We start from the raw sequence: 12652 nt of genomic DNA, 5'->3' as shown, positions 1-12652 counted from the left end.
CTCAAGGGCTCCAAGCTGTCATTCCTAGATTACCCGCCTGATCCGGGCGGGCTGCGATGGCGGATGTCTCCGCCCGCCCAGATCAGGCTACGTCAGCGCCCGTGTCGCATTTCGAGTTGATTCCGCATGCAGGGGCACGCGCTATCCTGGAATGCGACTTTCTGTGCTCAACAATGGGTTGAGCCATGAAAGGATCATAGAATGAAGGTTCGGTTCTCTCACCTTTCCCTTTCCGAGCGCCGCAAGATCGAGCGCTGGCGGCAGATGAAGCTGAGCCCTGACGAGATGGCGCGCAGGCTTGGCCGGCACCGCTCGACGATCTTCCGCGAGCTGCGGCGCAATCACTTCCATGACGGCGAGATCCCGAAGCTCAGCGGCTATTGGTGCGTCGTAGCGCAAAGCTATTCGGATGGACGACGGGCCCGGCAGCGCAAGCTGGTGCGTGATCCCGGGCTCCGTGACCAAGTCGAGCGCTGCCTGAGGTCCGGCTGGACCCCCGAGCAGATTGCCGGCCGGATGCGATATGAGAGTGCCCCGCGCCGGGTCTGCCAAGAGACGATCTATCAGCACATCTATTCCGAGGACGGTCGTCGAGGTGAGCTGTGGCGCCACCTGCCCTCTGGCCGCCGGCGCCGTCGGGGCTACCGGCTTCGCAAGCGCCCGCCACCGAGATTTGCGCCTGAACTCAGCATCTTGTTCCGCCCGGACATCATCGCGCATCGCAAGCAGTTCGGTCACTGGGAGGCTGACCTGGTGCTGTTCCGGCAGAAGTACGGGCCGGCCAATGTCACCACCATGATCGAGCGCACAAGTCGCTTCCTGGTCGCGTTGAAGAACACCGAAAAGCGCACCAAGCCGATCATGGCGCAGATCGCCCAAGCATTGACGCCCCTGCCCCGGCATGCCTGCCGATCGATCACCTTTGACCGTGGTTCCGAGTTCATCGATTGGCCGCATCTGCAGGCGGAGGTGGGCGCCCAAACCTGGTTCTGCGAGGCGCAGTCACCGTGGCAGAAAGGCGCCGTCGAGAACGCCAACAAGCGTCTCAGACGATGGCTCTGCCGCGACACCGATCCGAACACGCTTTCCCAGGAGGAGCTTCGTCAGCTCTGCGCGGGCCTCAATGCCACGCCGCGCAAGTGCCTCGGCTTCCGAACGCCTGCCGAGGTGTTCAAGGCTAGCATACTCGGACGCGGCTACAGACGGGAGAAACTCTCCCGGCAACCATTGTCGCATTTGGGCTAGCGCTTCCAGGGGTGGGTCCGCCTCTGAGATGCGATAAGCCATAATTTGCTGGCTTTTGCCGATTGAGGAATATGCTCTCGGCATCGCATCTCACCCTGCCCGAGCGCTGCATCATTGCAGGTGTGCAGCAGTGAAAGATTAGCGAGGCGCAGATCGCCATTCAGATCGGCCGGCACGCACAGATGCCTTCCGTGATCAGGAATAACCTGCCTCACGCTGATGCCTGACCGCGAGCACGACGGCCTGTTCGCCGTCCACCCGGTAGAGGACCGCATAGCCGCTATCCCCGAACGCGATCAGCCACTCCCGGAACTCCGGGGCCATCTTGTCGGCCGGGCGCCCTACGCCCGGCTGCGCGGCCACGATCTGCATGCCCTCGCGGATGGCCCGGACGGCGCGGGATGCCGCATCCGGGTTTTTGGAAGCCAGAAACCGATAGCACCGCTGGACGCCCTGCAGGGATTTCGGCGTCCAGATCAGTTGTGGCATTCAGGCGGCTCTACATCCTGACCAGCTTCGAGCTGAGTCAACCATTCGTCCGCCTCGGCATGAGACACATGCAGGCCAGTGGTCTGATAGGACGCCCATGCCGTCAGCGCCTCCTGCCGGAACGCCTCACGCTTTTCCTCGCGTTCAACATACTGAGCAATGGCCTCCCGCATCAGGTAATGCGGGGTACGGTTCTGTGCCTTGGCAAGTTCCCGCATCCGGGCATGAACCTCCGCATCCAGCTTTACGGCAACAGGGTGAACGGCAGCCATGAAGTCCTCCGGGTGCGGATGGTATTACCTCGTTATACCATCGATGCGTGGCGCCGCCAACGGGGCATCTGGCCCGCATTCGCCAACGTCGCAATCTTGCCCGATATTCCTGACTGGCCGCTCCGTTCCGCCTCTTACGACAAAGCCAGATGTGCGTATGCCTTGCAGACGACATCCTTGCTCCATGCATCTTTGCCATGGCAGGGAGTGCAATCCGTAGTCTGGCTGTACTGTAACGTTCAATATGTTGTTCTTGTGTAAAAATTGCATTTTGATACCCACGCCCGCAGCAGCCGGTCAGGCGTGTTCTCGGTCATGTGTGCTCACGCCGGGATCGGCGATGGGACATTCTGCGGCTGATTTTTTTTGCGGTCACCGGAGCGTTGAAGCCTGCCGATAGATATAGTGACAGGCAAACTTGAGTGGCGTGTGAGCGGTTATCCACAGTTTTCGTGGATGTTTCCGGGGATAGACGGAAATATGACAAAAAATTGAAATGCTTAACTTAATAAGTTCACTGTCTGCGAAGACGCTCCAGTGAGCAGTACTCATCACAAAGGCCAACTCTGGGAAGCTCAGGTCGCAGACCCGAACATTCTCATCCCCTGTGGCGGGAGCCGCAAAGGTTGCGCGCGTCGTGCAGCGCGCCCATGAGATCTTCCCCGTCCTATTGGTGCGCAATCCGCGTCGCGTGATCAAGACGATGGGTCGCAGGAGCCTACCCGGCGAGCTTGTGCGCCGCGATGTTGAATGCGAAAGATATGCCGACAAGGCGAACGCGCACGAGGACACAGAGATGAACAATAAATCCTTCATGGTCTTGGCAGCTGTCTTGATCACCGCCGGTTGTGGAAACATGACAGCCCGGACAGCAGCGCCGGAAACCGATCTCCAAAGTCTTCCGCCAACCCTCATAGCTCTCGTCGCGCCGGGGCAGGATGTTGCCACGGCGCGGCTCCTCCCGGATGATAACTGCTATTGGTACGAACATCGCGGACAGGTCGAAACAACCCTGCTTCCGCTGACTACAGCTGAGGGTCGTCCGATTTGCATGCAATCGCAGGCTTCAACCTGATCGGGTTGTGCCCGGGCCGGATTTCACGACCGAGGCTACTCTAGCTCCGTGTCGCTACGCTCTCCGCAGCCGAATAAAGAAACGCGGTAGAGCTGATTTCGACATTCGAATAGAGATCGTTAATGTGCGCCATGACCATCCGGACGCAACCGGAACTGGCACTTGTGCCAATGCTTCTGGGAAACGGGGTTCCGTGGATGCGCAAGTAGGTATCTCTTTCGCCGACATAGAGGTAAAGAGCTCGTGAGCCGAGTGCATTTTCAGGGCCGGGTTCCACCCCACCTTCAAATTGAGCGTAAATCTCTGGCTCTCGGGCAATCATGCTTTGCGTGGGTGTCCAATGTGGCCATTCGACCTTTCGCTTAATCGTATAAACTCCAGGCTCATACAGATCGCCCCTGCCGATGGCCACGCCGTACCGCATCGCGGTTCCGCCTGCTTCGATGTGGTAAAGATACTTTGCCACAGCATCTACATGGATATCACCCGGCACCAGGCGCTCGTTGGCCTGCACTCTTTGCGGTAAGAAACGCCGGTGCAAGCCCCACGGGTTGGACGTTGCTGCATTATAGCCGGGAGGGGTAACCTGTGCGTCCCATGCTGCCTTCTGACTAACAGTCGGCCATGATTCCGCGAACAGTGGACTGGAAACGGACGCTGAAAACAGCGCAGTAGTGGTTTGAATAAAGTGTCGCCGTGTCAACATGTTGTGTGCTCCTATACTGCGTTTTACATCGTCACAGCATGTGCTTTGATGCAACCGGCCCAACACAAAAAATAAAGCCCCCGGATCAAGTTCGCTTGTGCTAACGGCTGATTTTTGGCGTCGGAAGGTTCCGATGATCTAATTGCGCCTGATTTGCCTCACCCGGTAGGTCTCGATCATGACGAAAGTCTGATCATTTTAGATTATCAGTCAGGCCAAGCGATCATATTGTCGTGCGTGTTGCGAACATCTCACGTCGGCGCAAATTATCGCCCACTTGGGCTAGGTTGGTGTCCGGTGGTTGGCTATTGTCTGATCTGAGATGCCAAGGGCGAACACGAGAGGCGGAAATGGTCAATCATCCCACGTTCAGTGATCGGAGGACTTTTCTTCGGGGACTGGCGGCGGCCGGGGTCATTGTCCCCGCGACATCGGCGTTTGGTCAGGGTCTCGATCCCTATACCGGGCAGCCTATCTATGAAAGTACGCCGGCACCCGTCCCGGCCGCGACCAGCAGTGCGCCGGAGCGCAATCTGTCGTCATTCCGGGCACGGCATTGGAGCGAATTTTATCCCACAATCGGGAAAGGTGTCATTCTGGCAGACGTCACATCCCGAGCGGTGCATTACTGGTCGGCCGACGAAAGCGTCCAGTTTATCTTTCCCTGCTCGATCCCGATGACTGAAGATCTGACTCGACGGGGTCAGGCAGAAATCGTCCGGAAGGTGAAGAACCCGCCCTGGACACCAACGGCCAGCATGCGCGAGAAAGATCCCAATCTTCCGCAGCGGGTGGCGGGCGGCGATCCCTTAAATCCCCTTGGAGCTTACGGGCTCTATCTGTCCTGGCCAGCCTATCTTGTGCATGGCACCGCAGATACGCGGAAGATCGGACGGAAATCGTCGTCCGGGTGCTATGGGCTTTATAACGAACATGTCACCCAACTCTTCGAGGTCGCCGAGATAGGCACCCAAGTCACGGTGTTCTGACAGCGAATACCACTTGCGCCGACGACTTTTCAGCCGTCGGCGCAAGTGGCGCCCTTGGGATAGGCTGCGTTGCAATTCTATGTTTCGGCCGTGACTTGTTCGTCTCCTGCTATGGGTAGAGCATCACTGGCACACCGGGCTGCAACATCGCGTAGACGTCTTCGATTTCCTGATCGGTCAACGCCAGACAACCCGCAGTCCAGTCCCGGTTCTTAGGCGCGAATACGTTTCCTTCCGGTCCGCGGCCATGGAACATGATATCACTACCTGCACTGCGCCCGAACTGCGCAGCGTAGGCCACATCCCGTTCGTTCGGATAGGAAATGCCCACTGACAGGTGATACCGGCTCCGCGGATTGAAGCGGTCGATGTAGTAGAGGCCTTCTGGTGTCTTCCCGTCGCCCTCGAACTGCTTGGGGCCGACCGGCTGATTGCCAAGACCGAAATTATAGGATCGCAGCACGGTCTGTCCGTTCAGCAGAAACATCCGCCGCTCGGCTTTTTGCACCACAACCTGAGTGACCGGAGGGCCGGAATAGCGCTTGAACTGAGGCATGGCGCCGCGAGCCGGGGCCGTGGGCCCGGATTTCCCGCACGCGGCCAGGACGGCAAGCAAGGCCAGAGAGGCATGGCGCCGGGAGAAGTTTGGCATTGGTCTGTTTCCTGCTCGGAAAGGGCTTGGTTTTTATTATTATGCTTCGGGATAGCGGGTAAAGACTTCGCTGCTGCCGTCTTGCCGGACAAGAAGCACGTCGTAGGCCTGGCGCCTGCTTTCGGGTCCCATGCCCGGACTTCCGAATGGCATGCCGGGAACCGTCAGTCCAAGGGCTTCGGGACGCTCGGCCAGCAGTCGCCGAATATCTGCGGCAGGCACATGCCCTTCCAGGAAGTAGCCCTCCACGCTGCCGGTATGGCACGAGGTCAGAGCAATGGGTACGCCGAGATCGATCTTGTGCTGCATCAGCAAGGTGCCGAACCGCTCTTCACTGGTCACCTCAAAGCCGTTTTTGCTCAGATAACTGGTCCACTGCTTGCAGCATTCGCACCCGGTTCCTTCCACGACATGAATGGCGGTCGGGTTGTTCGCTAAGGAGAATGTCGGAATCGTGCTGGCTGCAGCAGCCAAAAGCACCATGCGTCGTGTCAGTCCTGTCATGATCACTCTCTCAATCTATTTTCTTGCGGACATTCAGTCGTGCAGTGTCATTGTAACCAACCCTGCGGGCCGTTTATGGCCACAGTTATCGGGGGGTAAGGTTTTTACTCTTCAGCTCCGAGCGTCAGGGTTCGTGCGAAGATAGTAGCCGGTCGTGAGACGCGCAGCCGCCAGAATGACACGGTCCGCCGGCCGGGCAGTGACAGTCTCCGACGTCAGGGTTTTCTTGATCGGGTCTGTCGGCTCGCCGTCGACGCGGACCTCGTAGTGAAGATTGGGGCCGCTAACCAGGCCGGTGGCACCCACGTCACCGATCCGGTCCCCGGCTTTCAACGCGGCGCCCGGGGAAATTCCATCCGCAAATTGGGACAGGTGCGCATAACGGGTCACGACGCCACCGCCATGATCGACGTCGATCGTTCGTCCGTAGCCCCGCATAGAGCCTGCGAACACAACGTTTCCATCTCCGGTTACCTTGACGGGCGTGCCGGTCTTCGCCGCGTAATCGACCCCGGTATGCATACGCTGCGCACCCAGGACAGGATGTCGGCGTTTGCCGAAGACCGAAGACAGGCGGGCCCCCGCGACCGGCCGGACTGTATGCTGAACCGGCGCTCCATTTCGAAACAGGCTGTAGGGTTGCTCCAGCGATCCTGCCACAATTTCATAGATGTTTTCGCCCAATTCCAAACGGGCATAAGCCAGCTGCGGTTCGCCCATGACCGTTCCGTCAGACAAGGCTTTTTCCTGCCAGATCAGGGCAAGGCGTTCCCCACCTTGAAGGTCGCGGCGGAAATCAATCTGGCCGGCCAGCAGCGCGGCAAGTTCCACTGCAAAACTTTCAGGCGCATCACGAACGGCCAATGCGTCATAGAGCGAACCGTCGAGCACCAAAGTTTCGCGGCGGTCTCGAAGCAGGATCTCCGTTTTCCTCAGGGACGCTGCGAGAGGCTTGCTAAAATCAAGGACAATGTCTGTGCCATCGAGACTGAGCAGCGACAAGCGGTCCAGTCTGGAGGGGTCATCGGCGGCGACACTCCATCTGAGAATCTGGCCTGGGCTCAGGGTGGACAAGTCAAAAACATCGGAAATGGCCAATGCCGCTTCATTTCTGATGCTGGCGCCGATTCCTGCATGCGACAGGATCGCGTCCAGCGTGTCCCCTGGCGCCACCTCGTGCTGCACCATGGTGGCAATCACGTCATTGCTGATCATCGGCTCTGCCAAAGTTTGAGCATGCAAAGGTATCGTGACGGCAACGGCGCCGACAGTGAGCAAGGTTCGCAAGATCATAACGTCCGGTATCCTGTCAGGTAATTGGCATACGGCGCCGGGGGCAAGTTTGCTGCTCACGGCGGTCATGGGTCGGCTCAGGGTTCAAGAAGGCGGGCAAGGGAAATGCCTACGATCGCCGCCAACAATCCGAAGGCTATCGCATACCCGGTTGCGTACTGGATCATATCCAACCGTTTGCCACCAAGTGCACGTGCGCGAAACCAACCCCGTATTCCACCCAGCAGGGCGGCAAGCAGCATCAGCATTGGCCTGGCAACTGTCTCTTCGGCTTCATGCCCGCTCCTGCTCGTCGTTTCTGGCGAACACCTTTTGCGACCTAAAGCAGCTAGAGGTTCAAGGCAAATTGCCGGCTATCACGGTCTTGTCAGTAAGGACGTCCTGACCATGGCGTTCTCTGCAAGCGGCAATGATCATGCCGGGAAGAGGGCGCGAAGTCACGAATTAGCATCATCATTCGTTGCGTGATCGCTGACGCAAAGCGAGTGATCACTCAGCACCTCGATAACCCGACAGTCGGAAATCCGGTCACCCGCGCACTGGACCACCATGCGCTCAAGTTCGGTCTTCAGGGCCGTCAGGCGGGCAAGACGGCTTTCGACCTCGGCAAGCTGCGCTTTGGCGATGGCGTCGGCTGCGGCACAGGGCTGATCGGGATCGTCGGACAGGCTGAGAAGGTCGCGGATCGCCTCAAGGGAAAAGCCTAGCTCGCGGGCGTGTCGGATGAACGCCAGTCGTTCATGGGCCTTGTGCGTATAAAGGCGCTGATTACCGGCGCTGCGCTCGGCTTCGGGCAGCAGGCCGATTTGCTCGTAGTAGCGGATCGTCGGAACTTTGACCCCTGTCGACGTTCCCAGCTTTCCGATCGTCAGCATGAATATTCTCCTTGAACCTATAGCTGCTAGAGGGAGTAAACCTCCGAATCGATGATGGCAACGGCCCTGCTTTCTGCAGAGGAGAGAATGATGACGATCACGAATGAACCCGGCATGACCCTGTGCGACTGGACGGTGTCCGGAATGGATTGCGCCTCCTGCGCGACCAAGGTGCGCGGCGCGGTGTCCCGCTTGCCTGGCGTCAGGGATGTGGAGATCGGCATCATGTCCGAACGCCTGCGCCTGACCGTTGATGAACGCCTGACCGACACGGACAAGATCGAGAAAACCGTGCGTGCGCTTGGATACGGCATTCAGACCCGTGCGCCAGGAAAGAAGGATTTCGTGATCCCGGGGAGTGCGCCGGAGAGTCATCAAGGCCACAGCCACGACGCTCATCCCGCTGTGGCCAAGGCCGACCACTCCGGCCATGGCAGCCCCGGTCACGTCCATGACGACCCTGCCGACCCTGCCGACCGCGGCAAGGCATGGTACCAGACTGGCAAGGGCAGGCTGGTCATCCTGACCGGGCTCTTGTTGGCGGCAGCCTGGGCAATGGAGCTGATCGCCCCGCAGATCGGGAGCTGGGCCTTCGTCGCGGCCTGCCTTATCGGTGTCGCCCCCGTCGCGCGTCGCGCTTTCGCCGCTGCGCGGTTGGGTCAGATCTTCACGATCGAGGGATTGATGACCATCGCAGCCCTCGGCGCGTTGTTCATCAATGCCGCCGAAGAGGCTGCCTTGGTGGTCTTTCTCTTTGCCGTGGGCGAGGTCCTGGAGGGTGTCGCGGCCGGAAAGGCAAGAGACGGCATCCGCGCCTTGGCAAACCTGGTTCCGAAAACGGCGCTCTTGGAGGTGGACGGCGTGACCCGGGAAGTTGCCGCGTCCAGCCTGACGATCGGTCAGACGGTGCTGGTCCGTCCCGGCGACCGGATCCCCGCAGACGGAGAGATTTCAGACGGCACGTCCGGGATCGATGAAAGCCCGGTGACCGGAGAGAGCATTCCCCGGACCCGCGGCCCGGGCGAAAATGTTTTTGCCGGTTCGATCAACACGGAAGCGGTCTTGCGGGTCACCGTGACGAAAGCGGCCGAGGACAACACCATTTCCCGGATCATCCGGCTAGTCGAGGAAGCGGAAGAAGCCCGCGCCCCCACGGAACGCTTCATCGACCGGTTCAGCCGGTGGTACATGCCTGCCATCGTTGCGGTTTCGGCCCTTGTCATCGTGCTCCCGCCGCTGATGTTCGGTCAGTCATGGGATACCTGGATCTATCGTGGACTGGCGCTCCTGCTGATCGGCTGCCCTTGTGCGCTGGTGATTTCGGTTCCGGCCTCGATCGCATCGAGCCTGTCCACCGGCGCGCGCCGGGGAATGCTGATGAAGGGCGGCGCAGTGATCGAGGCCGCGGCCAAGGTTTCCCATGTCGCCTTCGACAAGACCGGGACCCTGACCCACGGACGCCCGCAGGTCACTGACCTGGTGACGTTCGGAACCACGACTGAGGCGCAGCTGCTGGAGGTCGCCGCTGGTGTCGAGAGCGGATCGAGCCATCCCCTCGCCGTGGCGATCCTGGACAGGGCCAAAACGGCGGGCGTCACACCCCTGCCCGCCCGCGATGCACGCGCCTTGACCGGACGAGGGGTCGAAGCGACCGTGGGAGATGCCTTGGCATGGGTGAGTTCACCCCGGCATGCGTCGGAGAACGATGGCCTGGACGGTCGTGGCCTGCGTCAGGCGACCATCTTCGAGGATGAGGGCAAGACCGCCGTCGCCGTCTATCGCAAAGGCGTCCCGCTCGGTCTCATCGCCATGCGTGACGAGCTGCGGCCCGATGCGGCGGAGGCTGTGCGCCAGCTGGCCGAAATGGGCATCTCCTCGATCATGCTGACCGGCGACAACCCACGCACTGCTGCCGCCATCGCCGAAGGGCTAAACATCCGCTTCGAGGCCGAGATGATGCCTGAAGACAAGCTGGCCGCCATTCGCGACATGAACGCTCAAGGTGGCGTCATGATGATCGGGGATGGCATCAATGACGCTCCGGCCCTGAAACAGGCCAGCATCGGTGTCGCGATGGGCTCCGGCACGGACGTCGCGCTGGAGACGGCCGATGCGGCCATCCTGCGCGACAGGGTGACCGACATTCCGGCCCAGATCCGGCTGGCGCAGGCCACAATGGCCAATATCCGGCAGAACGTCAGTATCGCGCTAGGATTAAAGGCTATTTTCTTGGTCACCACCGTCCTTGGCATGACCGGTCTATGGATCGCGATCCTGGCTGATACGGGCGCGACGGTTCTTGTGACCCTGAACGCCCTGCGCCTCTTGCGCTACAATCCCGAACAGAAGCGCTGAGGCGATGATGACTGGAATGGGCAGTGCAGCGCTGGTTCTTCTTGGCGCCTATCTGGCCCTGTTCTTCTGGGGCTCTGCGATCAATGCCCGGGAGGCGCATCGTCCGGTCTGGTTGTTCCATCACGCCACGGGCGGCGACCGTCTTGTAGCGCTAGGCTTCCGAGCTGCGTTCGCTCTGGCCCTCCTTGGGTCGTTGGCATGGCGTCTCATGCCGAGCATGGGCGATCTTGATCCCCTGCGGGGTTTCCAAAATCCTGTGTGGATCGGTCTGGCGGGACTGTTCATGGCCAGCCTGGGCGCGATGCTGGCATTTGCCGCCCAGATGTCGATGGCTGCGTCATGGCGGATCGGTGTGGCCGAGGGCGCGACCGGCGCACTTGTCACGGGTGGATTGTTCGGTTTTAGCCGCAACCCGGTTTTTGTCGGTCAGCTCATGTTGCTGCTCGGAACCGCTCTGGTCGTGCCCTCCATCCCGACAAGTTTGGGAGTCCTGCTATTCGCAGGTTCGGCGCTTGTTCAGGTCCGCTCAGAAGAACGTGAATTGCGGCGGACGCTTGGCCCTGCATACGACACCTATTGCCAGTCCGTTCCGCGCTGGATCGGCATCCGAGAAAGGTCGCTGCAATGAAGACACCCCTGATCCTGGCGATTATCGCCGCGACTGCGGTTGCTGATCAGATCACCAAGCTCGCAGTCCTGCGCAGCTTGTCTCCCGGGGAAATTTATGCCGTCTCTCCCGGCTTCAATCTGACGCTTGGTTTCAACGAAGGGGCGAGTTTCGGCATGATGTCGGACCTTATGGCAGGTCGTCCCTTGCTGATGGTTGCCCTGACAGGTGCACTGGCGATCATCTTTGCGGGAATGGCCTTCCGGGCAGACGCGAAGCGCGAACGCATAGGCCTCGCGCTGATCGTGGGTGGCGCTGTGGGCAATATCATCGACCGCTTGCGGCAAGGTGCCGTGACCGATTTTCTGGATGTCTACTGGCGTGATTGGCACTGGCCGACCTTTAATGGGGCCGACATCGCGATCAGCCTCGGCGCCTTGCTTGTGCTGACAGCCATGCTCCGTCCCTCCCGTTCGAAGGAACCCTCTTTTGACCGCACCTGACCCCCGGGGCCTGTCCCGGAATGATCTCGCAATATCGTCCGCCTTTCTGGTCGCACTCGCGGCTACGCTCAGCGCGCTGTTCATCGGCGAGGTATTGGGGCAGATGCCCTGCACCCTGTGCTGGTACCAGCGCATTGCCATGTTTCCGCTGGTTCCTGTCCTGGCCATCTCACTGTGGCGCGGTGACGGTCTGGCACGTCTCTACGGATTGCCGCTGGCGCTGGCCGGGCTGGTCCTTTCTGGCTGGCATTCCGGCCTCTATGCCGGCCTGATCCCGCAGAGCATCGCGCCTTGCACCAAGGACGGCCCGTCCTGCACCGACCAGGCACAGACGATCCTGAGCCTGCCCATCCCCTATCTTGCATTCGCCGCCTTTGCAGCCGTTCTGGCCTGCCTCATCTTGTCGAAAGGAAAACGCCCATGAACCGACGCACCGTGCTCATCGGAACATCTGCCATCGGGATTGCCGCCTTTGCCGGCGGCGCGCTCGTGCTGACGCGCAATCGTCAGGCCGAAGCGGACACTCTGGCCGCTGCTGCCCCGGCTGTGGAAACAGACATGCTGGTCCGCGGTCACGCGCCCAGCTTTGGACCAGAAGACGCCCCGGTCACGCTGGTCGAGTTCTTCGATCCATCTTGTGAGGCTTGCCGCGCCTTTCATCCGGTCGTTCAGGACATCCGCGAGCAGTTTCCCGATCAGGTCCGCGTCGTGATGCGCTATGCGGTGTTTCACGAGGGGTCCGACGAGGCGGTCCGCATCCTGGAGACTGCGCGCATGCAGGACAAGTTCGAGCCTGTCCTCGATGCGCTGTTGGAACGGCAGCCGGAATGGGCTGTCCATGGCGCACCGCGAATGGACCTTGCATGGCAAATTGCGGCTGCGGCCGGTCTGGATATGGAAAAGGCGCAGACAGCCCGTCTGTCCCCCGATATCGTCGGCATCCTCAATCAGGATGCGGCCGATATCGCGGCGATCGGCATACGCCAGACACCGACCTTCTTTCTCAATGGTCGCCAGATGACGGATATCAGCATGGACAGCCTGCTTGCGGATGTGCGCAGTGCCGTGGAGGCATCCTGACCGGGCG

At 60.3% G+C, this 12652-nt stretch carries 16 protein-coding genes; 8 read left to right on the top strand and 8 right to left on the bottom strand.

Annotated features, from left to right (window positions below; all coding sequences use genetic code 11):
* The first annotated feature begins 201 nt into the window (after positions 1-201).
* Positions 202-1245 (top strand): IS30 family transposase, encoded by a 1044-nt coding sequence (locus FA740_RS07055; protein ID WP_136856063.1) that lies wholly within the window; start codon positions 202-204, stop codon positions 1243-1245.
* Positions 1246-1440: 195 nt separating this feature from the next.
* Here the strand turns inward: FA740_RS07055 and FA740_RS07050 are convergent, their stop codons facing one another.
* Together FA740_RS07050 and FA740_RS07045 are read right to left on the bottom strand one after the other, a co-directional pair.
* Positions 1441-1734, bottom strand: coding sequence for a type II toxin-antitoxin system RelE/ParE family toxin (locus tag FA740_RS07050; protein WP_136856062.1), 294 nt, complete (start codon positions 1732-1734; stop codon positions 1441-1443).
* On the bottom strand, positions 1722-2006 hold the full coding sequence (locus FA740_RS07045; RefSeq protein WP_136856061.1) for a CopG family ribbon-helix-helix protein: 285 nt from the start codon (positions 2004-2006) through the stop codon (positions 1722-1724). The genes FA740_RS07050 and FA740_RS07045 overlap by 13 nt, the downstream gene beginning before the upstream one ends.
* Positions 2007-2643: 637 nt before the next feature.
* On the opposite strand from FA740_RS07045, the gene FA740_RS20025 reads away from it, so the two are divergent.
* Positions 2644-3081, top strand: a complete 438-nt coding sequence (locus tag FA740_RS20025; RefSeq protein ID WP_246053504.1) for a hypothetical protein — start codon at positions 2644-2646, stop codon at positions 3079-3081.
* Between the two features lie 40 nt (positions 3082-3121).
* On the opposite strand, the gene FA740_RS07035 is transcribed toward FA740_RS20025, so the two are convergent.
* A complete protein-coding gene (locus tag FA740_RS07035) occupies positions 3122-3787 on the bottom strand; it encodes a L,D-transpeptidase (protein WP_136856060.1) in 666 nt (221 codons plus the stop codon).
* Positions 3788-4137: 350 nt separating this feature from the next.
* Between FA740_RS07035 and FA740_RS07030 the strand changes: the two genes are divergently transcribed.
* Complete coding sequence (locus FA740_RS07030) at positions 4138-4776, top strand: L,D-transpeptidase (RefSeq protein ID WP_136856059.1); 639 nt, start codon at positions 4138-4140, stop codon at positions 4774-4776.
* A 109-nt stretch (positions 4777-4885) separates the two neighbouring features.
* Here the strand turns inward: FA740_RS07030 and FA740_RS07025 are convergent, their stop codons facing one another.
* The 5 genes from FA740_RS07025 to FA740_RS07010 form a co-directional block, all read right to left on the bottom strand.
* Positions 4886-5428, bottom strand: a complete 543-nt coding sequence (locus tag FA740_RS07025; protein ID WP_136856058.1) for a L,D-transpeptidase family protein — start codon at positions 5426-5428, stop codon at positions 4886-4888.
* Between the two features lie 39 nt (positions 5429-5467).
* Positions 5468-5932 carry a DUF411 domain-containing protein gene (locus FA740_RS07020; RefSeq protein WP_136856057.1) on the bottom strand — a complete coding sequence of 155 codons (465 nt, stop codon included), beginning with the start codon at positions 5930-5932 and terminating at the stop codon, positions 5468-5470.
* 111 nt (positions 5933-6043) lie between these two features.
* Complete coding sequence (locus FA740_RS07015) at positions 6044-7294, bottom strand: M23 family metallopeptidase (RefSeq protein WP_136856056.1); 1251 nt, start codon at positions 7292-7294, stop codon at positions 6044-6046.
* 8 nt (positions 7295-7302) lie between these two features.
* Positions 7303-7473 carry a hypothetical protein gene (locus tag FA740_RS19650; protein WP_169306242.1) on the bottom strand — a complete coding sequence of 57 codons (171 nt, stop codon included), beginning with the start codon at positions 7471-7473 and terminating at the stop codon, positions 7303-7305.
* Positions 7474-7662: 189 nt separating this feature from the next.
* Positions 7663-8100, bottom strand: a complete 438-nt coding sequence (locus tag FA740_RS07010) for a MerR family transcriptional regulator (RefSeq protein WP_136856055.1) — start codon at positions 8098-8100, stop codon at positions 7663-7665.
* Between the two features lie 90 nt (positions 8101-8190).
* On the opposite strand from FA740_RS07010, the gene FA740_RS07005 reads away from it, so the two are divergent.
* Genes FA740_RS07005 through FA740_RS06985 form a run of 5 tightly spaced genes read left to right on the top strand, consistent with a single transcriptional unit; the run spans position 8191 to position 12645 of the window.
* A complete protein-coding gene (locus FA740_RS07005) occupies positions 8191-10455 on the top strand; it encodes a heavy metal translocating P-type ATPase (RefSeq protein ID WP_136856054.1) in 2265 nt (754 codons plus the stop codon).
* 16 nt (positions 10456-10471) lie between these two features.
* Positions 10472-11083, top strand: a complete 612-nt coding sequence (locus FA740_RS07000; protein ID WP_169306241.1) for a methyltransferase family protein — start codon at positions 10472-10474, stop codon at positions 11081-11083.
* Entirely contained in the window at positions 11080-11565 is a 486-nt protein-coding gene (gene lspA / locus FA740_RS06995) for a signal peptidase II (RefSeq protein WP_136856052.1), read from the top strand. The genes FA740_RS07000 and lspA overlap by 4 nt, the downstream gene beginning before the upstream one ends.
* Positions 11552-11989, top strand: a complete 438-nt coding sequence (locus FA740_RS06990) for a disulfide bond formation protein B (RefSeq protein ID WP_420873135.1) — start codon at positions 11552-11554, stop codon at positions 11987-11989. Before lspA ends, FA740_RS06990 begins: the two co-directional genes overlap by 14 nt.
* Positions 11986-12645, top strand: coding sequence for a DsbA family protein (locus FA740_RS06985; RefSeq protein WP_136856051.1), 660 nt, complete (start codon positions 11986-11988; stop codon positions 12643-12645). The genes FA740_RS06990 and FA740_RS06985 overlap by 4 nt, the downstream gene beginning before the upstream one ends.
* The last annotated feature ends 7 nt before the right edge of the window (positions 12646-12652 follow it).

It is taken from the genome of Paracoccus hibiscisoli (assembly GCF_005048265.1).
In the GTDB taxonomy this organism is placed as follows: Bacteria; Pseudomonadota; Alphaproteobacteria; order Rhodobacterales; family Rhodobacteraceae; genus Paracoccus; species Paracoccus hibiscisoli.
This window is presented reverse-complemented; position numbering and strand designations above follow the sequence as displayed.